Origin of the sequence: Sphingomonas sp. S6, from assembly GCF_043498045.1 — a bacterium.
GTDB lineage: Bacteria > Pseudomonadota > Alphaproteobacteria > Sphingomonadales > Sphingomonadaceae > Sphingomonas.
Genome location: NZ_JBIEOE010000001.1, coordinates 254,580 through 279,842 on the forward strand (window position 1 = coordinate 254,580; position 25,263 = coordinate 279,842).

Genomic DNA, 25,263 nt, shown 5'->3' on the forward strand with positions numbered 1-25,263 from the left:
ATGAGCCTCAATCGTCCTGCCAGGTCACCCCGTCGCGTTCGGTCAGCGCGATCGCGCCTGCGGGGCCCCAGGTGCCGGCGGCATAATGCTTCGGCTTGGTCTGGTTCGCATCCCAGCCAGCGCGGATCGCGTCGATCCAGGTCCATTGCGCCTCCACCTCGTCACGGCGGACGAACAGCGTCTGGTCGCCCTCGATCAGGTCGAGCAGCAGGCGCTCATACGCGATACGGCGGCGCGTGCCCGCGAATTCGGCGTCGAGGCTGAGGTTCAGCGGCACCTCACGCAGCCGCAGGCCTTCGCGGTCGAGGCCCGGCTCCTTGGTCATCACCAGCAGCTGGATATATTCCTCGGGCTGCAGACGGATCACCAGCGTATTGGGCTGCAACACGCCGCCGCGGCCGGAAAACATCGAATGCGGCACCGGCTTGAACTGGATCGCAATCTCGCTGCGGCGCTTCGCCATGCGCTTGCCAGTGCGCAGATAGAAGGGCACGCCCTGCCAGCGCCAATTGTCGATGTGCGCCTTGATCGCGACGAAGGTCTCGACATTACTGTCATAACCCAGCTCGTCGTCATAGCCCTTGACGACCTTGCCGCCGACCGCGCCCTCCTCATATTGGCCGGTGACGGTGCATTGCGGCACCTGCTCGGGCGTGATCTTGCGCATGCTGCGGAAGACCTTGGCCTTTTCATCGCGGATCGCCGTGCCGTCGTATAGCGCCGGCGGCTCCATCGCGATCAGCGCGACCAGCTGAAGCATGTGGTTGGCGACCATGTCGCGCAGCGCGCCGGCACCCTCGTAATAGCCGGCGCGATCTTCCAGGCCGACCGTTTCGGCGATGGTGATCTGGACGTTGTCGATCCCTTGCGCGTTCCAGATCGGCTCGAACATCGAATTGCCGAAGCGCAGGGCCAGGATGTTCTGGACGGTTTCCTTGCCCAGATAATGGTCGATGCGGAACGTCCGCTCTTCGGGGAAGGCACTGGCGACGGTGTCGTTGATCTCCTTCGACGAGGCGAGGTCGTAGCCCAGCGGCTTTTCGAGCGCGATGCGCACCGTCGGCCCGGTCAGTCCGACCTTTTCAAGGCCCTGCACCGCCGATTCGAACAGCGAGGGTGCGGTTGAGAGGTAGATTGCGAGGCCGCCCGACACGTCGCCGATCTTGTCGGCAAGCGGCTGGAAGCTGTTGGGGTCGGACAGATCGGCAGGCTGGAACTGGATACGTTCCATGAACGTGCCGAGCGCGCTTTCGTCCTTGCGATCCGCCGGTAGGAATTCGTCGAGCGCCTTCTTCACGACGTCCCGATAGCCATCGTCGTCCATGTCGCCGCGCGCCGAGCCGGTGATCGTCAGATCCTTGGGCAGCAGGCCATCGGCGTGCAGGCCATACAGCGAGGGCAGCAACATGCGCTTGGCGAGGTCACCGGTGGCTCCGAACAGGAGCAGCTTGCCGACGGGATTGCGCTGCATGACGATCCTTTACGTTACAGGATGAGGCCGGCGAGCGGATCGAGCCCGGCCATGATGTTGAGATTCTGCACCGCCGCGCCGCCCGCGCCCTTGCCGAGGTTGTCGAGCGTCGCGATCAGGCGGACGTGGCCGGTGCCGGGATTGCCGCAGACGCGCAGCGTCATGCGGTCGGTGCCCGCATTTTCCTCGATGGCGATCGCGGTGACGTCGCCCGGCGCGACCGAAATCAGTGCGGTGTCGGCATAGGTCGCAGCCAGCGTATCCTCGATCTGCGCGATGCTGGGGCTGCCGGGCAATTGCGCGAGCGGTAGCGGCACTTCGGACAGCATGCCGCGGTTGAGCCGCGTGACGGACGGCGCAAAGATCGGCGCATGGGCGAGGCCGGCGTGCATCTTCATTTCGGGCAGATGCTTGTGCGCGAGGGAGAGCGCATAGACGCGAAAGGCGGTGTCGGTGCCGCCCTCCTCGAACTCGGCGATCATCGCCTTGCCGCCGCCCGAATAACCCGAGGTGGCGTTATAGGTCAGCGGCCAGTCGGCAGGGATAAGGCCAGCGCGGATAAGCGGGGCCACGAGTGCGAGAAAGGCGGTGGGGTAGCAGCCGGGGTTGGAGACGCGCGGAGACTGCGCGATCCGTTCCGACTGGCCCGCGTCGAGTTCGGGGAAGCCATAGGTCCAGCCCGCCGCGACCCGATGTGCGGACGAGGCATCGATGATCCGCGCGCCACCGTCGCGGACCAGCGCCGCTGCTTCCTTCGCAGCCTCATCGGGCAGGCAGAGGATCGCAAAATCGGAGTCGTTCAGCGCCTCGGCCCGCGCGGAGGCGTCCTTGCGGCGCGCCTCGTCCAGCGTCACGATGGTGAGATCGCTGCGGCCGCTCAGCCGATCGCGGATGTCGATGCCGGTGGTGCCGACCGCACCGTCGATGAAGACCGAGACGCTCATGCCGCGTCATCCTGCGGCACGGCGATATCCAGTGCGGTGCGGTCGACATAGCCGACCAGGTTCTGAGCTGTGGCGCGGCCCCAGGCGTGGTTGCCGGCGAGTTCCAGCACGTCGAACGCGTCGCCGACGGTGAGATCGGCGACCTGCTCGCTGAGATTGCGATCGCCGAACAGCCCGATCGCGCGTGACACGACGGTGACCATGGGGGCGGCGTAATGGGGCGCGAAGACCTGCTCGGCGAGGCGGACGTCGGCCAGATCGCCGCGAACGGCGTGGGTGCGCGGATCGAGATCGACCGAAGGGCCGGTCAGCGCAAAGGCTTTACGCGAGGGCCGGTTGGCGTGCGTGTGATTCGCCGTCGCCGAGGAATTGCCCGAACTCTTCAAGAAACTCTGCCCCTTCGGAAGTACGCGCGACGAAGATATTGCGCTTATCGCTGTCGTCACGCTGACGGCGCAGATAGCCGAGGGCGCCCAGCCGATTCAAGGCGCGCGTGACGACGGGCTTCGACACGTTGAGCGCCCGGGCCAGGCCGCGCACCGTATGCGGGCCGGGATTGAGGTAAACGAGGAGGAGCAACGCCATCTGCCGGTTGGTGAGATCGGGCTCGCCCGACCGCACGTAATCCACCAGGGCGCTCATCCACGTCGCGAGTGATTGCGCGGCTGTTCCCACGTGCAAATATCCGTTTCTGCGCCATTTTCGGGCTTTGTTTCGGGGTCATAACGCCGCGGTGCGGTGGTGGTTTCCGGGAAATGAACGGCAGGCGGAATAATCGGGACGGGGCTTGGCGTGTCGGCGGTCCCGCCACCTCGCCCGTCATTCCCGCGAAGGCGGGAATCCATAACCGCTACCGCTATTTATCGAGTCGGAACGGCAGCGCGTCTGGATCCCCGCCTACGCGGGGATGACGGTGGGGGAGATGCCGTCCACTGCGAACACCCCGTCACCCCGGGCTCGTTCCGGGGTACATTGTGGTGCAGGGGCGGTCTGCGAGCCCACTGCCAATCGCCAAGCCGCTCAGCAGACTTAGGAACATGCCCGGAGTACGGGGTGGCAGACCCAATTCCCACGCCGGTTGATCGTTCGGCGCGCCTCGCCTATGTGCGCGCCTTCATCCGTTTTTCCCAAGGTCGTCGATGTTCACCTTCCTCCTCGTCGTTCATGCCATCATCGCCGCCGCGCTCGTGACGGTGATCCTGATGCAGAAGTCGGAAGGCGGCGGCCTCGGCATGGGCGGCAGCCCGTCGGGCCTGATGTCGGCGCGCGGCGCGGCGGATTTCCTGACCCGCATGACCTCGATCCTCGCGACGGTGTTCGTCTGCATGTCGATCGCGCTCGCCTTCATCGCGGCGCACCGCCAGACGCAGACGATCGACACCTCGCTCGCGCGTCCGCTTCCCGCGGCGCCGGCGCCGGCTCCGGCGGCCCAGCCGCTCGCCCCGACACAGGACGCGGTGCCGAATGCGCCTGCCGATAACGGCGCGGTGCCGCTGCAGCGTTAAGTCGCACAACGTTTCGTCGTAAATCGCGCGCGGGAGACCCCCGCGCGCTCTTGTCGTTTGCCCCCCATCCAAGCTAGGCGATTCCTCCCATGGCGCGGTACATCTTCATCACCGGCGGCGTGGTTTCGTCGCTCGGCAAAGGCCTCATGGCGGCCTCTCTCGCAGCTCTGCTTCAGGCACGCGGCTATCGCGTCCGGATCCGGAAGTTCGATCCCTATCTCAACGTCGATCCGGGCACGATGAGCCCGTATCAGCACGGCGAGGTCTATGTGACCGACGACGGCGCGGAGACGGACCTCGACCTCGGCCACTACGAACGCTTCACCGGGGTGGCGAGCCGTCAGTCGGACAACGTCACCTCCGGCCGCATCTACAAGACGATCATCGAGCGCGAGCGTCGCGGCGACTATCTGGGCGCGACGGTGCAGGTGATCCCGCACGTCACCGACGCGATCAAGGCGTTCGCGCGGGCGGAGACGGACGACCTCGACTTCGTGCTGTGCGAGATCGGCGGCACGGTAGGCGATATCGAATCACTGCCGTTCATCGAGGCGATCCGCCAACTGCGCAACGAAGAGGGTCGCAGCAACGCGATCAGCATCCACGTGACGCTGGTGCCCTATATCGCCGCCGCGGGCGAGCTGAAGACCAAGCCGACCCAGCATTCGGTGCGCGAACTGGCTGCCCTCGGCGTGCAGCCCGACGTCTTGGTGTGCCGCTGCGAACAGCCGCTGCCGCCGTCGGAACGCGCCAAGATCGCTTTGTTCTGCAACGTCCCCGAAACCGCGGTCATCCCCGCGCTCGACGCCAAGAGCATCTACGCGGTGCCGATGCAGTATCACGGCGAGGGGCTGGATGCGGAGGTGCTGCGCGCTTTCGGCATCACGCCTTCGTCCGCACCCGATCTGTCGCGCTGGAGCGACATCATGGATCGCCTGACCAACCCGGAGGGCGAGGTGACGGTTGGTGTGGTCGGCAAGTATGTCGGCCTGCAGGACGCGTATAAGTCGCTGAACGAAGCGCTGGTCCATGGCGGCATCGCCAACCGCGTGAAGGTCAACGTCCGCTGGATCGACGCCGAACTGTTCGAGAATGACGACAGCGAGATCGTCAGCCAGCTCGAACCGTGCGACGCGATCCTCGTCCCCGGTGCGTTCGGCGAGCGCGGCGCGGAGGGCAAGATCAAGTCGGTCAAGTTCGCCCGCGAGCGCGAAATCCCCTATTTCGGCATCTGCTTCGGCATGCAGATGGCCTGCGTCGAAGGCGCGCGCGATACCGCCGGCATCGCCAATGCGTCGTCGACCGAATTCGGTCCGACGGCCGAGCCGGTGGTCGGCCTGATCACCGAATGGATGGGGCGGGACGGGCTGGAACAGCGCGAGGCGTCGGGCGACATGGGCGGCACGATGCGGCTCGGCGCCTATGAAGCCTCGCTCGACGGCAACAGCGTCGTCGCGTCGATCTACGGCGGCACGACCATTCAGGAGCGCCATCGTCACCGCTACGAGGTGAACACGCACTATAAGGACGCGCTGGAAAAGGGCGGCCTGGTGTTCAGCGGCATGTCGCCCGACGGCACGCTGCCGGAAATCGTCGAGCGTCCCGACCACCCCTGGTTCGTCGGCGTGCAGTTCCATCCGGAATTGAAGAGCAAGCCCTTCGACCCGCACCCGCTATTCGCCAGCTTCATCGCCGCCGCGGTGAAGCAGAGCCGATTGGTGTGATGTTTAGCCCTCCCCCAGCGTAGCTCGGGGGAGGGTTTAACGTTTCGAGATGCCGGGCCCACCGCCAGCGGCGGCGCGCTATTCGGCTGTAGCGCTGGCTTCGAAGGCGACCGCTCAGGCCGTCAGCAGCGTCTTCAGCGGTATGTCGGTTTGCGCCAGCGACGCGGCATCAGCGGCGGTGCGGGCGACCACCAGCGCGCGGCCCTGCACGTAATCCTTCACGCTGTTGATCGCGTCGATCGCGATCACCTGCCCGTCCTTCAGATAGATGGCGCTGAAGCTGCGTGAAGCGGGATCGCCGCGTACCACCACCTGGTCGTGGCCGGTCGACAGGCCGACGGTCTGCAACTTCAGGTCATATTGGTTCGACCAGAACCACGGGACGGCGTCATAGGGTTCGGCCGCGTCATGGATTGCACGGGCGACGGTGGTGGCCTGATCGTTGGCGTTCTGCACCGATTCCAGTCGGATGACGGCGCCGTCCGCATAGGGGTTGGGGTGGGCGGCACAATCGCCGATCGCATAGACGTCGGGCAAAGTGGTGCGGCACATGGCATCGACGATCACGCCATTGCCGCACGCCGCGCCGGCCGCCTGGAGCGGCGCGACGGCGGGGATGATGCCTATGCCGACGATCACCATGTCGCACGCCACCAGCTCGCCGTCCGCCAGTCGCACGCCGGAGGCCGCGCCGTCCGTGCCCTCAATACACTCCACCGCACAGCCCAGGCGAATATCGACGCCATGCGCGCGATGCTCGGATTCGAAGAAACGCGACACCGCTTCGCCCGCGACGCGCGCCAACACCCGGTCGAGCGCTTCGATCAGGGTGACCGACTTGCCGAGCTTCGACAGCACCGCGGCGGCCTCCAGGCCGATATAGCCGCCACCGATCACGACGACGCGCGTGGTGTCGTCCAGCTCCGCCATCATGCGGTCGACATCGGCGCGGGTGCGCACGGCATGGACGCGGGCGAGGTCGTGGCCCGGGCAGGTCAGCCGGCGTGGCGCGCCCCCGGTCGCCCAGATCAGCGTGCCATACCCAATATCATCGCCGCCCGCGCGCGCGACGACATGGCGATCCGGATCGATCGCGGTGACGCGCACTCCCAGCAGCATCGTCACCTCGCGTTCGCGCCAGAAGTTTTCGGGACGCAGCAGCAGGCGATCGAACGATTTGTCGCGCGCCAGATAATCCTTGCTGAGCGGGGGGCGTTCGTAGGGTAGCTCAGGCTCGTCACCGATGATCGCGATCGTCCCCGCAAAGCCGCGCTGGCGTAGCGCGATGGCGGCCTGCGCGCCGGCATGACCCGCCCCGACGATCACAATGTCGAACCTGTCGCTCATTCCCGAAGTCCCTCGCCCAATCCGAACACGTGCTTATGGTCCAACGGACCATAAGGCGGGGTGCCAGAAAAGCGACGGGCTGTCATGACCTGTCCAAATCGATCCTATAGGTTGGCGCGTTTGTGATCACTGCTGTCACTGCCGGCCCAGTGACGCGCGCGGGGAGTCTGGCCGATCCCCGGATTGAGCTGATTCCGGGGGTCTATATTGCGATAGAAATCCGCCAGTTGAGGTGGCGCGACATAGAGGTGGCCGACATTATGCTCGGCCGGATATTGGGCTCCGCGCGCGTCGAGCAGCGCCCAGAGCGCGTGTTCGAAGGCGAGGGGATCATTGCCACTTCGGACGATATAATCCTGATGGAAGACGTGGCAGAAGAAATGGCCATAATAGAGCGCGTGGATCACCTGGTCACCCAGCCCTGACGGCAGGTCCTCGACCCAGGCCTGCGCATTGCGCGGCAGTGCGACGTCGAGCGCGACGATGTCCGCGACCTCGCCGGCATGCACCGCCCGATATCGGACGGCCGCTCCCGCTACCACGAACCGGTGGAGAAAGGCCTTGGCGCTGTCCGCCGCGCTGCATTCCCTATGGTCGCCGACGGCATCGTCGGGGAACAGCCGTGCCAACAACGCTCGGGTCTCGGCGCGCTGATCGGCCGACACCTTCAGGATCAGGTGATGCGCAAAGCGATCGCGATAGGCGCGCATCCAGCCGGGCAGATGATCGGGCATGATCCGCGACGACCATTGCATCAGGCGGTCGCCCAACCCCTTCGACACGCGATCCGCGGCCGCATCGAACCGGGCCTTGGCGGCAAAGAGGGCAGGGAGCCGATGCGTGCCGAGTCGCTCGATGGCGAGAAACGTGTCGCGCCCATAGCGATCTGCGACGTCGAAGGCGGTCCGGTGGATATATTCGCCCGCGATCGGCAAGCGGTCGAAATGGCGCAACATCGTGCGGCGCAGGTCGGTCAGCCGATCGGGATCGTTGGTGCCGATATAGAAGGTCGCGCTGTCCTCTTCGCGCGCAAAGGTGTCGAGGCGTGCCGCGAATACGATCAGTTTTCCCGCGCTGCCGGACGCTTCGAACAGGCACCGCGGGTCGGCGTTGAAACGGGCGGGCATGTCGCTGTCGATCGCCCGGACATGGTCGGCATAGCTGTGATCGTGCGCCCAGCGGTCGGTAGTGGCCTCCACGTCCGCCTCGGTGAAATCGCCGGCATCGAGCCGCGACAGGATCGTGTCCGGGTCGTCGCCCAGTGAGATGCCCAGATGATTGACCAGCGTCAGGCCGCCGTCCGGTTGCACGGCGGCGAACAGGGCGAGCTGCGTATAGGCGGGGCCGCGCCGGATCAGCGATCCCCCCGAATTGTTGCAGACGCCGCCGACGACCGACGCGCCGAAGCAGGACGATCCGATCACCGAATGCGGTTCCCGCCCATAGGGTCGCAGCGTCTGTTCAAGGTCGTGCAACGTCGTACCCGGCAGGCACACCACCTGCTCGCCACCCCGGATCACGCGCAGCCGGGATAGCCGGGTGGTGCTGATGATGACGAGGCCGCCCGGATAATCGTCGCCATCGGGTGTCGAGCCGCCGGTCAACCCGGTATTCGACGCCTGCATGATGATCGAGACATCTGCGGCGACGCAGGCCTGCGCGACGCGCCACAGCTCGACCAAACTTGCCGGCTGTACGACCGCAATCGCCGGTCCGTCGCCGGTCCTGTACCCCTTGCGGAACCGCGCCGTGGCGCGCGGGCTGGTGAGAAGATGGCGCCTGCCCACGATGGCACGCAGCGTTGCCAGCAGCGTCGTGGTGCCGGTCACGGCCGTGGCACCGGGGTCATTGCGTCTGCGCCTCTTGGTCGGTCATCACATTCCCTCCGTCCAGCCGGCCGATGATCTCGTGCGCTGTCGCATGCGCGATGGCGCCATTTTGCCAGCGCTGTCACTCGACCAATGGTGTCAACGCACGTGAGCGCGTTAGGGCATAACTGCCACCATCCACTAGATACCAGTCCGATAGGGCGTGCAAGTGGCATCATATTGGTTTGCGCCCCGGCTGTGAGGTTGGTAGCCTCCCACACGCACGATTGGGAGCATGTCATGCTAAGGATCGACGTCGCACTGTCCGACGGGCAGGGCCATGTGAACGAGGACGCGATCGGCCATCATGGCAACGCCGCCTGGGTGATCGATGGCGCCACCGGTATCGGCCCATCGATATTGGACGCGCCGAGCGATGCGGCCTGGCTGGCGCGGACCGCCAATCGGCTGCTCGCCGAAGCATTTGTCGAAGATCCGGACCGTCCGACGATCGAACTGCTGCGCATCGTCATGACGGGGTGTGCCGAAGCGCAGGCGCGGGTTCAATTGCGCGCCGATGTCGATCCCTGCGATCTCCCCTCAGCCGCCTTCGCCATGGTTCGCATCATCGACGACGCCGTCGAAATCACCAGCTTCGCCGATTGCCGCGTGGCGGCGGTCGATGAGACAGGCGAGGCGCGATTGTATGGCGCCTCCGACCTCGATGTCGTCGAGGCGCGGACATTGGCGGCAGTGAAGGCGATCCATGACGCGGAGCCGACGATCGACCCGGATGCTCTAAAGTTGCGACTCCTGCCCGGATTGCGCGCCAATCGCTGCCTGAAGAATTGCGAAGGCGGTTATTGGGTCATCGGGCCAGAGGCCACGGCGGCGGACCATGTCTGGCAGGCAAGGCTTCCCTTGCAGCCCGGGCAGCGCTTCGCGATCGCCAGCGACGGCTTCCTGCGCCTCGTCGAACTGTTCGGCATCGCGACGCCCGCAGACCTGCTGGCGATCGGTACGCCGGAAGACGCGCAGGCGTGGCTGGCACGATTGCGGGACATCGAGCGCGAGCCAGACTCCCTGCGCCGTCACACGCGGGTCAAGCGGCACGACGACGCCAGCCTGATCGTCTGCACTTGGGACATGCCGAACTGACGCTGGCGCAAGCAGCCCCGTTCGCTGTCATAATACCAATAGGCCATACCACATCTTTACAGGCATAAGACAGGTATGCATTATCCTCGCCTTGCCAGCGTCTCGTCGGGTCACGTCGTGACCGGGCGGCTACGCCGGGTTCGGGTTCAAGGGAGGGACTCCATCATGGTGACGTCGTACCGACATACCGTAGCCGTCGCGGCTCTGGCCATCGCCCTCGCGCAGGCGCCCGGTTTGGCGCATGCGCAGACCGCTCCCGCGACGGCGGACCCGGGCGCGCCTGTCACAGGCGACGACATCGTGGTGACGGGTACGCGCATTGCAATACCCGGCCTGACCAGCAGCAGCCCCGTCGCATCGACCGGCGAGGAGCAGATCAAGCTGCAATCCGCGCTGACGATCGAGGATTTCTCGACCAAGATCCCGCAGCTGTCGGGCGGCGTGCGGCAGGGCTCGCAGGGGAGCGATGCGTTCGGGGCGCAGGTGCTGGAGCTGCGCAACTTCGGCCAGAGCCGGTCGCTGGTGCTGATCGACGGCACGCGTGCGGCACCGTTCAGCTTCCGCAACTCGGTCGACGTCAACGCCATTCCCGCCTCGCTTATCAAACGCGTCGACGTGCTCACCGGCGGTGCCGCTGCGGTCTATGGCGCGGATGCGGTCGCGGGCGTCGTGAACTTCATCCTCAACGACGATTACAAGGGCCTCCGCGGAACGGCGACCAGCCGCTTGTCGGTCCATGGCGGCGCGCAATATGGCGCCTCGCTGATGATGGGCACCGGGATCGGCGATGCCGGCAATCTGGTGATCGCGGCGGACTATACGCAACGCGATGGCGTGCGCGCCGGACAGCGCGACTGGGCGGCGACGCCCAATCAGACCATCCCCAGCGTCGGTGGCGTCTTCACCGACGTCGCGAGCGGCCGGCGCTTCGGCTTCACCGACGATGGCACGTTCACGACCAGCCCATCCGCCACCTCGAACATCTCGGCCAGCTATCCGCTGATCTCGCCGCTGAAGCGGATCAATGTCGCCGCGCTCTACAAATATGCGATTTCGCCGCAGATCGAACTGTACGGCCGTGCCATGTTCACCAACGCGCGCACCGAAGAGACGGGCACGCCCGGCGCGGCGCCCGCCTCGGTCAGCCGCACCGTCGGGATCAACGCCACCAACCCGTTCCTGACCGACGCGATTCGCAGCCAGCTGACCTTCGTCAATGGTGTTGCGCAGGTGAACGTGTCGCGCTCGCTCGCCGAGCTGGGCCTCATCACCTATGCGACCGAGCGCAACACGCTGCAGTTCCAGTCGGGCCTGCGCGGGCCGCTGACCGATGCGATCCGGTGGAACGTCTATGCGCAATATGGCCGCTCGACCGAATCGTCGCTGATCTCCGGCGACGGGCTCGTCACCAATGCCGCGGGCGCGAACAATTTCGCCTCGATCGTCAACACAGTGAACATCTTCGGCCCGCGCCAGCCGGGCCTCGCCGCAGCGCTCGGCAGCCCGATCAATGGCTTCGACCGCAAGCGCGACCAGTTCGTCACCGCCGCGACGATCAGCGGCAGCCTTGCCGACCTGTTCGCGCTGCCCGCCGGACCGATCGGCTTTGCCGTCGGCGTCGAGTATCGCCGCGAAACAGCGGGCATCACGCAGGATAGCGCGCTGCTAACCGGCAACACCTATCGCCAGGGCGTGCAGGCGGCATACAGCGGCGCGTTCGACGTGCGCGAACTGTACGGCGAAGTGCTGGTGCCGCTGATCCACGACACGCCGTTGATCCGCAAGCTCTCCGTGGGCGGCGCCTATCGTCTGTCGGACTATAATCTGTTCGGCACGCACGGCACGTGGAAGGTCGAAGGCAATTGGGAGGTGGATCGCAATCTGCGGCTGCGCGGCACCTATCAGCGCGTGCTCCGCACGCCGAATTTCGGCGAGTTCGCCGCCACCACCTCGTCGCTGCCGTTCAGCAGCCTCGTCACCGTCGATCGGCTGAAGCCGCGCTACGGCGGTGACCCATGCGTGATCGGCACGGGCGATGCGGCGCAGTGCAAGCGGTTCGGCGCGCCGGCGGTGGGCTCGACCAATTCGAATGCCGCCAGCTATCTGACCGGCAATTATTATTATGGCGGCAACCCCGCGATCCAGCCGGAGACGGGCTATACGACGACCGCGGGCGCGGTGTTCACGCCGACCTTCCTCCCGGGGTTGACCGTCACGGTCGACTATTACAATCTCGACCTGCGCGGCGCGGTGGGCGTGATCCAGCCCATCGCGGCGATCACCAGCTGCTACATCACCAATCCGACCGCGGGTAATCCGCTGTGCGGGCTCGTCACGCGCAATCCGAACGGCAGCTTCGCCGACGCCTTCGTCAACAACCAAAATCTCGGCCGGCTGCTGCAACGCGGCTTCGACATTTCGGCGGCCTATACGCTGCGGGGGGACTGGCTGCCGGGCAGGGGGCTGCGCGCCAGCTACCAGGGCAATATCGTCACCTCCTATCTGATACAGGCGAACCCGACCGTGTCGGCGGTGCAGTGCAAGGGCACGTTCGGTGCCACCTGCTCGAGCGACGGGACCACGCTGGTCCAGCCTGCCTATCGGCACACCGCCGGGATCGGCGTGCTGCTCGACAAGGGCGTGATCCAGTTCGACTGGCAGCGCATCGGCAAGGTTCGGTCGAGCACGGTCGGATCGACGGAGGTGATCAAGGCACAGGACACGTTCGACCTGTCGGCCTCCTATGACTTCACCGATACCGTGACGATGAGCGCCGGGGTCTACAATCTGTTCGATCGCAACCCGCCGCGCGTGTCGTCCGGTGGCGTCTTCAACACCTTCCCCGACACCTACGACATTCTGGGGCGGACGATCGGCTTTTCGCTGACTGCGCATCTGTGATCGCCCGGCGTCGCGATCGCACCCGCCCGATCGAAGGGGCGGGCGGGCCGTTCATCGGTCGCGGACATCCGGTCCAATGTAAGCGGAGCATGGCTCGATGATGTTGCCCTTTTTTGTTGCCGACTGGCTCGTCATCGCGGCCTATCTGCTGTTGTTGGTGGCGGGCGGATGGATTTTCACGCCCCGCAAGACCGAGTCCGCCCACGATTATTTCCTGGCCGGCGGCAACGTTCCTGCGTGGCTAGCGGCGCTATCGGTCCTGTCGGCGACCCAGTCGGCCGCGACGTTCCTGGGCGGGCCGGATTACGGCTATCGCGGCGACCTGACCTATCTGACGGGCAATATCGGTGCGCTGATCGGCGCGATCTTCGTCGCCCATGTGCTGATCCCGCGCTTCTACGCGATCCGCGCCACCACCGCCTATGAATTGCTGACGATGCGTTTCAGCGAACGGGCGACGCGCTGGGCAGGCGGCATGTTCCTGATCGGGCGGGTCTTTGCCGGGGGGGCGCGGGTCTATCTTGCCGCGATCGCTCTGGCGATGGTCGTCACGGGGAGCGTCGGGGCGCTGGGCATTATGATGGCGGCGGCCGCGCTGATCGTCGCGAGCGTTGCGTTCACCTTTGTCGGCGGACTGAAGTCGGTACTGTGGAACGACCTCATCCAGTTCATCGTGTATATCGGCTCGGCGGTGGCGGTGATCGTGTTCCTGCGCCTGTCGATCCCGGCGTCCAACGCCCAGATCCTGCATGCGCTGGCGCACACGCCGGAAGGAGTCGACAAGCTGCGGCTGTTCGATTTCTCGTTCGATCTATCCCGGCCGTTTTCGATGCTGGCGATCGTTACCGGCATCGCGCTGCTCTACATCGCGAATGCGGGCATGGACCAGGACACCACGCAGCGGCTGCTGTCGTGCAAGGACGCCAAGACGGGCGCGCGCAGCCTGTACCTGTCCGTCCTGGCGACAGTGCCGACGGTCGGCATGTTCATCGTCATCGGCCTGCTGCTCTATATTTTTTACAACCGCCCCGACCTGATGGGCGGCACCGGTGCCGTCGCGGCCAGCCAGTTCGGCGGCGAGAAGATCAGCATCTTCATGCATTATATCCTGACGGAGCTACCCGGCGGCCTGCGCGGTTTGGTGACGATCGGGATCTGTGCCGCAGCGGTCGCAACGACCAATTCCGCGCTCAACGCCATGTCGTCGGTGCTGGTGCAGGACTTCTATCGTCCCTGGCGCGACCGGCGCGGGCCGGTGGAGGAACATCACTTCGTCCAGGCCGGGCGCGCGGGCATGGGGGTGATCGGCTTTGCGATGTTCGTGATGGCGGTCGTGTCTTATTATTGGCAGCGGCATAGTTCGATGGGCCTGCTCGAGTTCGCGTTGCAGGTCATGGTGTTCAGCTATGCGGGGCTGCTTGGCGTCTATTTCACCGCGATTTTCACCACCCGCGGGACGACCGGATCGGCGATCGCCGCGCTGCTGATTGGCTTTGTCACGATCGTGTTGCTGCAACCCGCTATCGCCAAGGCGATCGGTCTGCCGCTGGTCTTCACCGGTCTGTCCTTTCCGTTTCAGCTGTGTCTGGGAACGGCCGTCGCCTTCCTGGTCTGCGCCGCGCCTGCCGGCCCGGCATCGCATCGAGGTCGTTGATATGATGAACACCGAAGCGCTCGATCCCCGGTTCCTCGAACTCGACCTGTGGCCGACCCAGTCCGCCGTAGAGGCGATGCTGGAGGGGCAAATGGCGGCGATCGCGGCGCTCCAGTCGCAGGTCGCCGCGATCGCGGAGGCGGCGGAAGCGGCCGCGGCGCGGCTGGAGCACGACGGGCGGCTGATCTTCGTCGGAGCGGGCACATCGGGCCGGCTGGCGGTTCAGGACGGGACCGAGCTTCACCCGACCTTCGGCTGGCCGATGGATCGCCTCGTCTTCCTGATGGCGGGCGGCATGGGTGCACTGACGGAAGCGCGAGAAGGGGCGGAGGACGATGTCGAGGCCGCGCGACGCGACATCGACGCCTGCGGCCTCACCGCATCCGACGTCGTCATCGGCGTCGCCGCCAGCGGGCGGACGCCCTATACCGTCGCCGTGATCGAACGCGCGCGGGCACTTGCCGCGTTGACGATCGGCATCACCAACAACCCCGACATGCCACTGGCCGAGCGGGCCGAGCACGTGATCGTCGCCGACACCGGTAGCGAAGTTTTGGCCGGATCGACGCGGATGAAGGCGGGAACCGCGCAAAAGGCGGTCCTGAACCTGCTGTCGACCGCGGTGATGCTGCGGCTCGGCCTCGTCTATCGCGGGCGCATGGTGGCGATGCGCGTCTCCAATGCGAAGCTCTTGGTACGGGCACGCCGCATGGTGCAGGATATCGCCGGCGTGGATGCCGAGGTCGCGGCGCGCTCGCTGGAGCTGGCGGACAACGACATTCGGCTGGGCATCGTCGTCGCCATGGGGATTCCGGTCGAGGCGGCGGCGCAGCTGCTCGACGCCCACCGCGGCAGCCTGCGCGACGTCCTGCAAGCCATCGGCAAGCGGGAGGCGTAACGGTGCGCGATATCGCCTGGACGCGCAGCGACGAAGCGACGCCCTTGTACATGCAACTCGCCCAACGGCTGCGCGAGCATATCGACGGCGGCGGCATCGATCCCGGCAGCGCGCTGCCCTCCGAACGCGAGCTCAGCGAAATGGCAGGCCTGTCGCGCGTCACCGTGCGCAAGGGCATCAAGCAGCTGATCGACGAAGGCGTGGTGGTCAGCAAACATGGGTCGGGCACGTTCGTCGCGCGGCGGATCGAGGCGGCGGGCGCCAAGCTCAACAGCTTCAGCGACGACACGCGCTTGCGCGGACAGGATCCGGGGGTGGTCTGGATCTACAGATCCTATGCCCTGGCGACCGAGGAGGAAGCCGCCGTTCTGGAAGTGTCGCCGGATGTCCGCGTCGCACGCCTGGGCCGCGTACGGCTGGCCGGCGATGAGCCGCTGGCGATCGAACATGCGGTGATCCCGGCGACGTTCATGCCTGATCTCGATGCGCTGGGCGATTCGCTCTATCAGGCGCTGGACGTCCATGGCTTTCGACCGACATCGGGCACGCAGCGCATCCGCGCGTCGCTCGCGACCGAAACCGAGGCGGGTATTCTCAGCGTCCGCCAGCATTCCGAGGTCTTGCGGATCGAGCGCCGCACGCGGATTCCCGATGGCCGCATCGTCGAATTCACCCGCTCGGTCTATCGGGGGGATCGCTACGAGTTCGTGACGGATCTCAACGTCATTTGATCTGTCCCGCGGCCGTCAGTCGCCCTCGCCATCACGCCACGCAGCCATGGCCTCGCGATAGTGTCGTTCCTGGTCTGCGCGCGCCGTTTCCAGCCTGTCGCGCTCGCGATCCCGGTCGTTCTCCAGCGCCTGCCGTTCCTTGCGCAGCGCCGCCTCGCGCGCGGCGAGATCGCGCCGCGCCGCATCGTATCGCTGCTCCGCCTCATCGATCGCCTGTTCGGCCTGATCGAGCTTCGAGCGAGACGGGCGGGGCTTGGGCTTCGTGCGGCGGGGCTTGGCCGGGGGCACATCCATAGTATCCGCTGGCTTGCGCTTCGGGTTGGCCGGTAAGGCGGCCATATGGTCGTCCACGCTGCCGCGCGTCTTGCGGATCACCTTGCCCGGGTGCGCTCACGGCTCTTCCATCAGCGCGGCGTCCGTCACCTGTTCTGCGACGCCGCGGGCGAACAGATCGGTATCCGTACCCCAGGCCTGCAATGCGGCCTTCTGGCTCGGCGCCGCGACATAGGCGTCGTGAAACCCGATCGGTGTGCGGAATACCTTCAGCTTGCGCGCCATATCGCATCAACGCGCGGTCGGCGCCGAAGGTCTCCACCCAAGAGCGGACGATCTTATTCGGTGAGAAACACGACGCCCGGCACTGGGGTGGTGCCGACCGCGGCTCGCAGGCGACCGTCCCGCTCCAGCGGCAGGCGAGCGATGCCGCCCGATCGCTCATTGGCGACGAGCATGGCGTTCCGGTCTTCCAGCAGCAGGAAGAAGCGTGGCCAGTGACCCCCGCATCCGACAAGCTGCAGCAGGCTAAGATCACCGGCGGCGCCTATGGCGAAGACCGCGATGCTGTCGTGGCCACGGTTGGAGACGTAAAGGCGCGTTCCGGCTGCATTCACCGCGATGTGGGCCGCATACGACGCGCCGTTGAAGCCGGCGGGCAGGGTCGATACCTCCGCTCGCTTGGCAAAGGTGCCGTCCGTTTCGGCACGCAATACGGTGACCGTGTTGGCCAGCTCGGCGACGAGATAGGCGATCGGCAGGCGAGGGTGTCGCGCCAGATGCCGCGGCCCCGATCCTGCGGCGGCACGATAGGCGATGCTGGTCTGCGCGATCCTGCCAGCCGCGCGATCGATATGATGCGAGAAGACGGCGTCGGCACCAAGGTCGACCGAATGGAGGATGTCGCCGGTGCGATCGAAGCCCACCCAATGCGCATGCGGATCGGCCTGTCGCTTGGCATCTGGCCCGCTGCCCTGGTGCTGCGCCATCGCCGGGCGGTCCGTCGGAAGCCCGGTCGCCGGATTCAGCGTCCATAGCGCGACGCTGCCACTCGAATAATTCGCCGCCGCCAGCAGCTTGCCGTCCTGCGACAGGGCGATGTGGCATGGGTCTGCGCCCATGGTGGACCACACGGCGACCTGCCGCAGCGATGCGTCATAGACGCCCATCATGCCCTTTTGCTGCTCGTCCAGCAGATAGCGCAGCCCGTGACGTCGCGACACGACGCCGAAGGAGGCGTTGCGGATCGCGGGATGAGCGGCGCCGGCGGTCCAGCCGCCCTGGTCCGCCGCCAACGACACAAGCCCTGCACCGCCTTCTTGCGCGTAGGTGCCTGCGAACAGCCCTGAGATGGGGACCGCGATGCCGCTGCGCGGCAGCAACCCCATCGCAAGCGCGCCGCCGACGAAGGCACGGCGGGATGGGCGGAACAGAAGCGTGTCGGTCATGCCCCGCTTGAACCCGCCTACGCGTGTCGCGTCAACGGCCGGCTGCTCGAGGCGGGCCATACCCTTCGGCTGCGTCGCGCCCGCTATTCGAAGCGGCTGGCAAGCCGCTCGACGAGAAAGTCGACGAACACCCGCACGCGCGCAGGCGTGGCGGTGCCGCCGACGAAGACCGCGTGGATCAGCTCGACGTCCCCGGGATTGTACTCTTCCAGCAGCGGCACGAGCCGCCCGTCCGCGATCTCGGCCGCGACGCTGAAGCGACCGACGCGGGTGATGCCAACCCCGGCGGCGGCGAGCTGGCCCAGCGTCTCGCCATTGTTGGCGACGATGCCGCCGTCAACAGACAGTGCGAAATCCCGGCCGTCGCGGCGGAACGGCCAGATCGGTTCGGCGCGGCGGAAGTTGAAATTGAGGCAATTGTGGGCGTGCAGGTCCTCCGGCACCCGGGGCGTGCCAGCGCGCGCCAGATAATCGGGCGACGCCACGATCACCCGCCGCGCCTCGGACAGTTTCCGCGCGGTGAGTCCGCTGTCGGCAAGCGGGCCGAAGCGGATCGCGACATCAGCCTGACCCGCGGCGACATCGACGAGCGTGTCGGTCAACGCGATATCGATCAGGATATGCGGATAGGCGCGCGCGAAGTCGCCAAGCAGCGGCACGACGCACAACCGGCCATGCGCCAGCGCTGCACTGATCCGCAGCCGTCCACGCGGTGCGCCCTGGTCGGCGATCTGCTGCTCGGCATCGTCGAGATCGGCGAGGATGCGGCGGGCGGCGAGCAGATAGGCTTGCCCCTCGGCGGTGAGCGTCAGCGCGCGGGTGGAGCGGAGCAGCAGCCGGACGCCCAGCCGCACCTCGATCCGGTCGATCGCCCGCGCCACCGCCGACGGCGTCAGCCCGAGCGTCCGGCCGGCTGCGGAGAAGCTGCCTTGCTCCACCACGCTCGCGAACAAGGCGAGCGAGCGGGCGCGATCGTCGTTGCCGGTTACCTTTGCATCCAAGGCATAGATCCTTTGCACCGGCGGGCAGTTCCGCCACGCTTCTTCCACGGCCATCTATGCGCCTGAGAATGACATTCGCAAAGGAGGTGTCATGGAATATCGACAACTAGGATCATCCGGCCTGCGCGTTCCGGCCTTGTCGTTCGGCGCGGGGACCTTCGGCGGCAAAGGGCCGCTGTTCAGCGCCTGGGGCACAAGCGACGCCGCCGAGGCGCGGCGGCTGGTCGACATCTGCCTCGACGCCGGCGTCACGCTGTTTGACACCGCCGACGTCTATTCGGACGGCGCGTCCGAACAGGTGCTGGGCGAGGCGATCAAGGGGCGGCGCGATGCCGTCCTGATATCTACCAAGACCGGCCTCCCGATGGGTGACGGCCCGCAGGATTGGGGCGCGTCGCGGGCGCGGCTGATCGGCGCGGTCGAGGCGGCGTTGCGGCGGCTCGGCACTGACCGGATCGACCTGCTCCAGCTTCACGCCTTCGACGCGTCAACGCCGACCGAGGAGGTGATGGGCACGCTCGACCGGCTGATCGCGGACGGCAAGGTGCGTTATGCCGGCGTCTCCAACTATCCCGGCTGGCAGATCATGAAGGCGCAAAGCCTGGCCGATCGTCATGGCTGGCCGCGCCTAGTCGCGCATCAGGTCTATTACTCGCTGATCGGCCGCGCCTACGAATGGGAACTCATGCCACTGGCGGCGGATCAGGGCGTCGGCGCGCTGGTGTGGAGCCCGCTCGGCTGGGGGCGGCTGACCGGCAAGATCGGGCGGGGACGGCCGATCCCGGCGGGCAGTCGCCTCCACGAGACGGCCCAGTTCGCGCCACCGGTCGAGGACGAGCATCTCTACCGCGTCGTCGACGCGCTGGAGGCGGTGGCGGCCGAGGTGGGCAAAACGGTGCCCCAGGTCGCGATCAACTGGCTGCTGCGGCGGCCGACCGTGGCGTCGGTCATCATCGGCGCGCGCGACGAGGCGCAGTTGCGCGACAATCTGGCCGCGGTCGGCTGGGCGCTGACGCCCGAGCAGGTGGCCGCGCTGGATGCGGCGAGCGACGTGCTGCCGCCCTATCCACACACGCCATACCGGCAGCAGGAGGGTTTCGCCCGCCTCGCGCCGCCGATGGTTTGAGGGAGCCACGATCATGAAGTTCAACCTCGGATTGCTCGCATTGGCGGTCGGTGCCTTCGGCATCGGCGTGACCGAGTTCGCGCCGATGGGCATGTTGCCGGTGATCGCCGGCGACCTGCACGTGTCGATCCCCGCCGCCGGGCTGCTGGTCAGCGCCTATGCGATGGGCGTGCTAATCGGCGCGCCGCTGATGACGCTCACCACCGGCCGGATTGACCGGCGCACGCTGCTGATCGCGTTGATGGGCATCTTCACGCTCGGCAATGCGCTGTCGGCGATGGCTGGCGGCTATTGGATGCTGATGGCGGCGCGGGTCGTCACCTCGTTCAACCATGGCGCATTCTTCGGCGTCGGATCAGTGGTGGCAGCGAGCCTGGTGCCGCCGGACAAGCGTGCGGGCGCGGTGGCGGCGATGTTCACCGGGCTGACCGTCGCCACCATCGGCGGCGTGCCGGCGGCGACCTGGGTCAGCGAAGCGATCGGCTGGCGCACCGCCTTTGCCGGGATCGCAGGCGTCGGCGCGATCGCGATGCTGTCGCTCCGCCTCGCGCTGCCGCCGCTGCCGGCTGCGGAGGGCGGCGACATGCGCGCCGAACTGCGTGTGCTGACGCGCGGGCCGGTGGTGATGGCGCTGGCCCTGACCACGATCGGCTTTGGCGGCGTGTTCACCGTATTCACCTATATCGTGCCGATCCTGCGCGACGTGACGCACGGCTCCACTGGCTACGTCACCGCGATGCTGATGCTGTTCGGCGTGGGGGCGACGATCGGTAACGCATGGGGTGGGCGGCTTGCCGACCGCTCGGTGGACCGGGCGCTGACGATGATGCTGGTGGCACTGGCCGCCACGCTGCTGGCCTTCACCGTGCTGATGCAATGGCCGGCAACCGCTGCCGCCGCGATCCTGATCTGGGGCATCGCCAGCTTCGCAATCGTACCGCCCTTGCAGATGCGGGTGATGGACGCCGCCTCGGACGCGCCGAACCTCGCTTCCGCGATGAACATCGGCGCGTTCAACCTCGGCAATGCGATCGGCGCTGCGCTGGGCGGCGGCGTGATCGGGGCAGGGGTGGGGCTACCCGCGGTATCGCTCGCGGGCGCGGCGATGGCGGCGATGGCGCTGGCGATGCTGCTGGCGTTCCGCCGTCGGCCGCACGCCGGGGTGTGTCCGGCCTGACGCGCAGCCCTGCCAGCCTCGAGTCACAGCCGCTTGCGCATCCGCGTTAACGGCACGACGACGCCCTCGACGTGCGTATCGGCCCGCTCAATCGGCTTATAGCCGCTGGCGGCATACAGCGGCACGCCGCCCGCCGTGCCCATCAGTTCGACGGCGGCGAACCCCGCCGCCCGCGCCGCCTGTTCGCAATGGTCGAGGATTAGCCGGCCAATGCCGCGCCGGACATGATCCGGGTGGGTGTACATGGCGCGGATGCGGGCGGCGTCCTTCGCTGGATCGAGCAGCGCCGGGTCGCGCAATTCGCTGCTATGGTCGCCGCCATACAGTGTCGCGCGCCGGCTCCATCCGCCGCAGCCGACCGGCACGCCATGGTCCTCGACGACGAAATAGGTGCCGTCGCGCACCAATTGCGTGTCGAGCCCCATCACCGCCCGACTGGCAACGATCTGCGCCGGGGTCAGCACCTCTGCCTGACCCCGATCGATCGACAGCGTCATTAGGTTGCGCAGCGTGCCTAGGTCGGCTTCGGTGGCGATGCGGATGGTCAGGGTGCCGCTCATGCTGCCAGCTCCAGTCGCCACGTTTCACCCTGCAGCGGTACGCCGAACTCCTCGTGCATCGCCGTTTCGACACACACGAAGCCCTGCGCCGCATAGATACGGCGGGCCGATTCCAACACCGTGTGCGTCCACAGCATGAGCGTGTGGTAGCCTGTGTCCCGTGCGAAGCCGACACAGCGGGCGACCAGCGCATCGCCGATGCCACGGCGACGGGCAAAGGGCTCGACATGCAACAGACGCAGTCGAGCGACGCCATCGCCTTCATCGGTGACGAACACGGCGCCCGCCATGACCCCGTCCATCTCCGCAACCCAGCATTGCTCGCGCGCCGGATTGAAGTCGCGCAGGAAGGCCGCGGTCACCTCGCTCTCGAGCGTTTCCAGTTCGCGACCCCAACCATGGCTCTCGGCGTAGAGCAGTGACTGGCGCGCGGCGATCATGGCGGGTTCGCCGGTACGGAAGGGGCGGATGACGAACGCGCCACCCGAAGCCGGATCAAGTAGCAACCGAGCGCGCGTTAACGCCTCGACCAGATCGCGCCGCGCCAGTCCGTCCACTGCGGCCAGCAGATCGCTGACCGCATCGCGCTGGCGATGGTCGACGACTTCGAACGCCTCGCGGCCCGCCTCGGTCAGCCGGAGATCGCGCGCGCGGGCATCGTCGTCCCGCCGTACGCGCGCGATCCAGCCGCGTGCTGCAAACCGCGCGACCAGGCGGCTCAGATACCCCGCGTCCATGCCGAGCGCATCCTGCAACACGGTTGCGGTGACGGGCTCGCGCGTCGCGATCTCGAACAGCAGCCGAGCCTCGGGCAGAGTCGCCTCGGTGCCGAGGAACCGGGCGTCGAGCGCGCCGATCGTCTGGGTGTAGAAGCGGTTGAACCGGCGGATGGCGGTGACGTCTGCGTCTTCCATTGGCTGCCAAGCTGCCTCGAAATAGTTGACGGAGTCAAGTATCGCTATGGGATGGCGCGAGATCGGGTGCGATAATGCACAGCCGTGCCGCCGAAACGGGATACACCAGCGCGGGGAGGAAGGGGACGACGTCGACGGTCGAGCCGAGCTTAATGCAGGGTCGCAGTTCTGTACGAACCGTTTTTCCTGGATGCTGCAGCGGCGAGGCATCTGTCGCATGCCGCAGCCTGTGGTCTTCCGGTGAGACCGCGAAGGTGATGGTCGGGGAGACAGGATTCGAACCTGCGACATCCTGCTCCCAAAGCAGGCGCGCTACCGGACTGCGCCACTCCCCGACGTGGAATGCGCCTAGGCGGTGGATGCCGTGGACGCAAGCATTTGGTGGGCCCGGCAGGACTCGAACCCGCAACCTAGCCGTTATGAGCGGCCAGCTCTAACCATTGAGCTACAGGCCCCGCCATGATGCTGGGCCGTGCGCTAGCCCAGCTTCGCGGGAAGCGAAAGATGGGAACCGCGTGATCCCAACAGAAACGGCAATAGAAAAGGGGCGCCTCCCGCATGGGAAACGCCCCTTTCGATCGTGCAACAGCAGATCGGCGCGTCGAGCGAATGCCCGACGCAGCGCGATTACATGTTGTCCGCCTTGGCTTCAGCGGCGTCACGGACGTTGTCCGCAGCGGCGTTGATGTTGTCGGCCTTGTTCTCGAGAACCGCTTCGGCAGTCGCGTTCGAGGTGTTGTCGGCCATGGCGTCCAGGTTGTCGGCCTGCATTTCCATGTTGTCCGCCAGCATGTCCGCGTTGTTCTCAACGGCGGCGGCTTCAGGCGACTTCGAGCAGGCAGCGACGGACATCAGGCCGGCGGCAGCGAGAACGAAAGCGATCTTCTTCATTCGAATGCTCCCAAGCAAAGCAAAAATCGCGGCCGGCCCGATCGCCGTCGCGAGGCAGCCCAAATACCGCACGACTCCCCGCGGTCAATCATGAAATTCATCGAAATGAAAGCAAATGGGCCTTCTCCGCGGGTTAGGACGGGCCGCGACGGCGGATCAGCGACGCGGCGTGACGGCCCCGATCTCCTCCGGCGCGTTGGCGACCACGCCCAGCATCGTCGTCCAAGCGGCGACGTTCTGGCGTAGCTGCACGGGGTCGATCCGCTCCAGCGTGTCGTCGGGCGTGTGATGCGTATCGAAATAGCGCGTGCCGTCCTGGTTGAGGTCGACCGCCGCGACACCCAGCGCGAGCGTCGGGCCGACATCGGTGCCGTCGCCGCCAACACCGGCCCCACGTGCGATGCCCAGCGGCGCGAGCGCGCTCTGCAAGCGGTCCGCCACCGGCTTCGCACTGTCGGGCAGGTTCACCTCGAACCGCCAGACGCGGTCGGCGCCGAAATCGCTCTCGCTGGCGATGGCGTGGCGTTCCTGCCCATGGACGCGCGCATATTCCTTGCCGCCGTAGCCGCCCGGCTCTTCGGCACCGAACCAGACGACGCGGATCGTGCGGCGGGGCCGCGGACCGTCGAGCAGGCGCTTGGCCGCCGCAGTGGTGATCGCGACGCCGCTGGCATCATCGATCGCACCGGTGCCGAGATCCCAGCTGTCGAGATGCCCGCCCACCAGCACCACGCCCGCCTTCGGGTCGCTGCCCGGTACTTCGGCGATGACGTTGCCCGAGGTGCCGGTTCCGGCGAAGCGCGGGGTGAGCGTCAGCTTCAGCGTGATCGGCTTGCCGCGGGCGGCGATCCGCTCGATCTGATCGCCGTCGGATACGGAGAGCGCCGCAGCGGGGATAGGCGCGGTGCCGGCCGGGAAGTTGGTGCCGCCGGTGTGCGGATTGCGATGGGGATCGGTGCCGATCGATTTGATCACGATCGCCGCGGCGCCCATTTTCGCTGCCAGCGCCGGCCCGACGAAGCGCGCCGGGCCATAGGCGCCATAGCTCGACCCGTCCTGCGTCGACTCCATCGCATTGCCGACGTAGACGATCTTGCCGCGCACGCTGTCGGGCTCGGCATTGGCGAGTTCGCCATAAGTCTTGAATACGACGAGCGGCGCGGTGAGGTCGTTCGCCGGCGTTGCGCCCGAATTGCCCAGCGCCACCAGCTTCAGCTGTTGTGGGAAGGGGGCGAGAACCTCCGCCGTTTCGGCCCCGCGCAGCCACACGGGCATCTGATATTCTTCGACATGCACGTTCTTGAAGCCGAGCGACTTGAGTTTCGCGACCGCCCAGGTGCGCGCCCGCGCCTCGGCATCGGTTGCGGCCAGCCGCTGGCCGACCTCGGTCGTCAGCCCCTCGACGATGTCATACGCCAGCGTGTCGGTCAGCGCCGCATCGCGCAGCGCGGCGACCTTGGGATCGACGGGGGCGGGGACGGGCGGGGCGGTCCGCTGCGCGAGCGCGAGGCCGGGCAGGGCCGTGGTCGCGGCGAGGGAGAGCAGGGCGAGGGCGACGCGCGTCATATTCGGTAAATCCCCTTGTCGTTTTTATGGTCTGGTTCACGCGTGCCCGAACCGGCGCCGGCACACAAGCGGGTCAGTAGATGGTAGCGTCGACGGGCCTCGGCGGCTGGCATTTGCACGCGCGCCGGCCAATCGCTACATGGCGGAGCAAATCTCCCAACCCTTT

The 25,263-nt window shown here is 66.7% G+C and carries 23 protein-coding genes and 2 tRNA genes; 9 read left to right on the forward strand and 16 right to left on the reverse strand.

The window, feature by feature from the left end:
- Positions 1–7: 7 nt before the first annotated feature.
- From zwf to ACGVWT_RS01235, 4 genes are read right to left on the reverse strand one after another with little or no spacing between them, the layout of a single operon-like run.
- Positions 8–1,471 (reverse strand): glucose-6-phosphate dehydrogenase, encoded by a 1,464-nt coding sequence (gene zwf, locus ACGVWT_RS01220; RefSeq protein WP_116732673.1) that lies wholly within the window; start codon positions 1,469–1,471, stop codon positions 8–10.
- 14 nt (positions 1,472–1,485) lie between these two features.
- Positions 1,486–2,415 carry an N-acetyl-gamma-glutamyl-phosphate reductase gene (gene argC, locus ACGVWT_RS01225; protein ID WP_315461385.1) on the reverse strand — a complete coding sequence of 310 codons (930 nt, stop codon included), beginning with the start codon at positions 2,413–2,415 and terminating at the stop codon, positions 1,486–1,488.
- Positions 2,412–2,801, reverse strand: coding sequence for an SH3 domain-containing protein (locus ACGVWT_RS01230; RefSeq protein ID WP_315461384.1), 390 nt, complete (start codon positions 2,799–2,801; stop codon positions 2,412–2,414). The genes argC and ACGVWT_RS01230 overlap by 4 nt, the downstream gene beginning before the upstream one ends.
- Complete coding sequence (locus tag ACGVWT_RS01235; protein WP_043059634.1) at positions 2,737–3,057, reverse strand: MarR family transcriptional regulator; 321 nt, start codon at positions 3,055–3,057, stop codon at positions 2,737–2,739. The genes ACGVWT_RS01230 and ACGVWT_RS01235 overlap by 65 nt, the downstream gene beginning before the upstream one ends.
- A gap of 497 nt (positions 3,058–3,554) precedes the next feature.
- On the opposite strand from ACGVWT_RS01235, the gene secG reads away from it, so the two are divergent.
- Both secG and ACGVWT_RS01245 read left to right on the forward strand, forming a co-directional pair.
- A complete protein-coding gene (gene secG / locus ACGVWT_RS01240; RefSeq protein ID WP_315461383.1) occupies positions 3,555–3,920 on the forward strand; it encodes a preprotein translocase subunit SecG in 366 nt (121 codons plus the stop codon).
- An 89-nt stretch (positions 3,921–4,009) separates the two neighbouring features.
- Positions 4,010–5,644 (forward strand): CTP synthase, encoded by a 1,635-nt coding sequence (locus ACGVWT_RS01245; RefSeq protein WP_315461382.1) that lies wholly within the window; start codon positions 4,010–4,012, stop codon positions 5,642–5,644.
- A gap of 114 nt (positions 5,645–5,758) precedes the next feature.
- Here the strand turns inward: ACGVWT_RS01245 and ACGVWT_RS01250 are convergent, their stop codons facing one another.
- On the reverse strand, positions 5,759–6,991 hold the full coding sequence (locus ACGVWT_RS01250; RefSeq protein WP_315461381.1) for an NAD(P)/FAD-dependent oxidoreductase: 1,233 nt from the start codon (positions 6,989–6,991) through the stop codon (positions 5,759–5,761).
- A 104-nt stretch (positions 6,992–7,095) separates the two neighbouring features.
- Complete coding sequence (dld, locus tag ACGVWT_RS01255; RefSeq protein ID WP_315461380.1) at positions 7,096–8,820, reverse strand: D-lactate dehydrogenase; 1,725 nt, start codon at positions 8,818–8,820, stop codon at positions 7,096–7,098.
- A gap of 279 nt (positions 8,821–9,099) precedes the next feature.
- On the opposite strand from dld, the gene ACGVWT_RS01260 reads away from it, so the two are divergent.
- The 5 genes from ACGVWT_RS01260 to ACGVWT_RS01280 all read left to right on the forward strand — a co-directional run bounded on the left by ACGVWT_RS01260 (position 9,100) and on the right by ACGVWT_RS01280 (position 16,141).
- The gene (locus tag ACGVWT_RS01260; protein WP_315461379.1) at positions 9,100–9,957 is read left to right on the forward strand and encodes a protein phosphatase 2C domain-containing protein; all 858 of its coding nucleotides are present in this window, start codon (positions 9,100–9,102) and stop codon (positions 9,955–9,957) included.
- Between the two features lie 165 nt (positions 9,958–10,122).
- A complete protein-coding gene (locus tag ACGVWT_RS01265; protein WP_315461378.1) occupies positions 10,123–12,858 on the forward strand; it encodes a TonB-dependent siderophore receptor in 2,736 nt (911 codons plus the stop codon).
- A gap of 97 nt (positions 12,859–12,955) precedes the next feature.
- Complete coding sequence (locus tag ACGVWT_RS01270; RefSeq protein ID WP_315461377.1) at positions 12,956–14,512, forward strand: sodium:solute symporter; 1,557 nt, start codon at positions 12,956–12,958, stop codon at positions 14,510–14,512.
- 4 nt (positions 14,513–14,516) lie between these two features.
- The gene (locus ACGVWT_RS01275) at positions 14,517–15,410 is read left to right on the forward strand and encodes an N-acetylmuramic acid 6-phosphate etherase (protein WP_315461401.1); all 894 of its coding nucleotides are present in this window, start codon (positions 14,517–14,519) and stop codon (positions 15,408–15,410) included.
- Positions 15,411–15,412: 2 nt separating this feature from the next.
- Entirely contained in the window at positions 15,413–16,141 is a 729-nt protein-coding gene (locus tag ACGVWT_RS01280; RefSeq protein ID WP_394425125.1) for a GntR family transcriptional regulator, read from the forward strand.
- A gap of 15 nt (positions 16,142–16,156) precedes the next feature.
- Here ACGVWT_RS01280 and ACGVWT_RS01285 read toward each other — a convergent pair whose 3' ends face one another.
- The 4 genes from ACGVWT_RS01285 to ACGVWT_RS01300 all read right to left on the reverse strand — a co-directional run bounded on the left by ACGVWT_RS01285 (position 16,157) and on the right by ACGVWT_RS01300 (position 18,863).
- Positions 16,157–16,480: a hypothetical protein gene (locus tag ACGVWT_RS01285; RefSeq protein ID WP_315461375.1), complete on the reverse strand. Its 324-nt coding sequence runs from the start codon at positions 16,478–16,480 to the stop codon at positions 16,157–16,159.
- A gap of 51 nt (positions 16,481–16,531) precedes the next feature.
- Positions 16,532–16,699: a hypothetical protein gene (locus ACGVWT_RS01290; protein ID WP_315461374.1), complete on the reverse strand. Its 168-nt coding sequence runs from the start codon at positions 16,697–16,699 to the stop codon at positions 16,532–16,534.
- A 53-nt stretch (positions 16,700–16,752) separates the two neighbouring features.
- A complete protein-coding gene (locus ACGVWT_RS01295; RefSeq protein WP_315461373.1) occupies positions 16,753–17,862 on the reverse strand; it encodes a beta-propeller fold lactonase family protein in 1,110 nt (369 codons plus the stop codon).
- A gap of 83 nt (positions 17,863–17,945) precedes the next feature.
- Entirely contained in the window at positions 17,946–18,863 is a 918-nt protein-coding gene (locus ACGVWT_RS01300; RefSeq protein WP_315461372.1) for a LysR family transcriptional regulator, read from the reverse strand.
- 91 nt (positions 18,864–18,954) lie between these two features.
- On the opposite strand from ACGVWT_RS01300, the gene ACGVWT_RS01305 reads away from it, so the two are divergent.
- On the forward strand, positions 18,955–19,989 hold the full coding sequence (locus ACGVWT_RS01305) for an aldo/keto reductase (protein WP_315461371.1): 1,035 nt from the start codon (positions 18,955–18,957) through the stop codon (positions 19,987–19,989).
- 13 nt (positions 19,990–20,002) lie between these two features.
- On the forward strand, positions 20,003–21,166 hold the full coding sequence (locus tag ACGVWT_RS01310) for an MFS transporter (RefSeq protein ID WP_315461370.1): 1,164 nt from the start codon (positions 20,003–20,005) through the stop codon (positions 21,164–21,166).
- Between the two features lie 23 nt (positions 21,167–21,189).
- Here the strand turns inward: ACGVWT_RS01310 and ACGVWT_RS01315 are convergent, their stop codons facing one another.
- The 6 genes from ACGVWT_RS01315 to ACGVWT_RS01340 all read right to left on the reverse strand — a co-directional run bounded on the left by ACGVWT_RS01315 (position 21,190) and on the right by ACGVWT_RS01340 (position 25,097).
- Complete coding sequence (locus ACGVWT_RS01315) at positions 21,190–21,726, reverse strand: GNAT family N-acetyltransferase (RefSeq protein WP_315461369.1); 537 nt, start codon at positions 21,724–21,726, stop codon at positions 21,190–21,192.
- On the reverse strand, positions 21,723–22,640 hold the full coding sequence (locus tag ACGVWT_RS01320) for a helix-turn-helix domain-containing GNAT family N-acetyltransferase (RefSeq protein WP_315461368.1): 918 nt from the start codon (positions 22,638–22,640) through the stop codon (positions 21,723–21,725). Before ACGVWT_RS01320 ends, ACGVWT_RS01315 begins: the two co-directional genes overlap by 4 nt.
- Positions 22,641–22,898: 258 nt before the next feature.
- Positions 22,899–22,975: transfer RNA gene (locus tag ACGVWT_RS01325), tRNA-Pro, on the reverse strand.
- Positions 22,976–23,019: 44 nt separating this feature from the next.
- Positions 23,020–23,095 (reverse strand) — tRNA-Ile (locus ACGVWT_RS01330).
- 172 nt (positions 23,096–23,267) lie between these two features.
- Positions 23,268–23,531, reverse strand: a complete 264-nt coding sequence (locus ACGVWT_RS01335) for a hypothetical protein (RefSeq protein ID WP_017978999.1) — start codon at positions 23,529–23,531, stop codon at positions 23,268–23,270.
- 156 nt (positions 23,532–23,687) lie between these two features.
- Positions 23,688–25,097, reverse strand: coding sequence for a M20/M25/M40 family metallo-hydrolase (locus ACGVWT_RS01340; RefSeq protein WP_315461367.1), 1,410 nt, complete (start codon positions 25,095–25,097; stop codon positions 23,688–23,690).
- Between the last annotated feature and the right edge of the window lie 166 nt (positions 25,098–25,263).

Bases quoted from the DNA above. Each gene is read 5' to 3' on its own strand.
- ACGVWT_RS01295 (WP_315461373.1), bottom strand. From the start codon at position 17,862: ATGACCGACACGCTTCTGTTCCGCCCATCCCGCCGTGCCTTCGTCGGC.
- ACGVWT_RS01260 (WP_315461379.1), top strand. From the start codon at position 9,100: ATGCTAAGGATCGACGTCGCACTGTCCGACGGGCAGGGCCATGTGAAC.
- ACGVWT_RS01340 (WP_315461367.1), bottom strand. From the start codon at position 25,097: ATGACGCGCGTCGCCCTCGCCCTGCTCTCCCTCGCCGCGACCACGGCC.
- zwf (WP_116732673.1), bottom strand. From the start codon at position 1,471: ATGCAGCGCAATCCCGTCGGCAAGCTGCTCCTGTTCGGAGCCACCGGT.
- argC (WP_315461385.1), bottom strand. From the start codon at position 2,415: ATGAGCGTCTCGGTCTTCATCGACGGTGCGGTCGGCACCACCGGCATC.
- ACGVWT_RS01305 (WP_315461371.1), top strand. From the start codon at position 18,955: ATGGAATATCGACAACTAGGATCATCCGGCCTGCGCGTTCCGGCCTTG.
- secG (WP_315461383.1), top strand. From the start codon at position 3,555: ATGTTCACCTTCCTCCTCGTCGTTCATGCCATCATCGCCGCCGCGCTC.
- ACGVWT_RS01235 (WP_043059634.1), bottom strand. From the start codon at position 3,057: ATGAGCGCCCTGGTGGATTACGTGCGGTCGGGCGAGCCCGATCTCACC.
- ACGVWT_RS01320 (WP_315461368.1), bottom strand. From the start codon at position 22,640: ATGGAAGACGCAGACGTCACCGCCATCCGCCGGTTCAACCGCTTCTAC.
- ACGVWT_RS01310 (WP_315461370.1), top strand. From the start codon at position 20,003: ATGAAGTTCAACCTCGGATTGCTCGCATTGGCGGTCGGTGCCTTCGGC.
- ACGVWT_RS01275 (WP_315461401.1), top strand. From the start codon at position 14,517: ATGAACACCGAAGCGCTCGATCCCCGGTTCCTCGAACTCGACCTGTGG.
- ACGVWT_RS01250 (WP_315461381.1), bottom strand. From the start codon at position 6,991: ATGAGCGACAGGTTCGACATTGTGATCGTCGGGGCGGGTCATGCCGGC.
- ACGVWT_RS01290 (WP_315461374.1), bottom strand. From the start codon at position 16,699: ATGGCGCGCAAGCTGAAGGTATTCCGCACACCGATCGGGTTTCACGAC.
- ACGVWT_RS01245 (WP_315461382.1), top strand. From the start codon at position 4,010: ATGGCGCGGTACATCTTCATCACCGGCGGCGTGGTTTCGTCGCTCGGC.
- ACGVWT_RS01265 (WP_315461378.1), top strand. From the start codon at position 10,123: ATGGTGACGTCGTACCGACATACCGTAGCCGTCGCGGCTCTGGCCATC.
- ACGVWT_RS01335 (WP_017978999.1), bottom strand. From the start codon at position 23,531: ATGAAGAAGATCGCTTTCGTTCTCGCTGCCGCCGGCCTGATGTCCGTC.
- ACGVWT_RS01285 (WP_315461375.1), bottom strand. From the start codon at position 16,480: ATGGCCGCCTTACCGGCCAACCCGAAGCGCAAGCCAGCGGATACTATG.
- ACGVWT_RS01315 (WP_315461369.1), bottom strand. From the start codon at position 21,726: ATGAGCGGCACCCTGACCATCCGCATCGCCACCGAAGCCGACCTAGGC.
- ACGVWT_RS01270 (WP_315461377.1), top strand. From the start codon at position 12,956: ATGATGTTGCCCTTTTTTGTTGCCGACTGGCTCGTCATCGCGGCCTAT.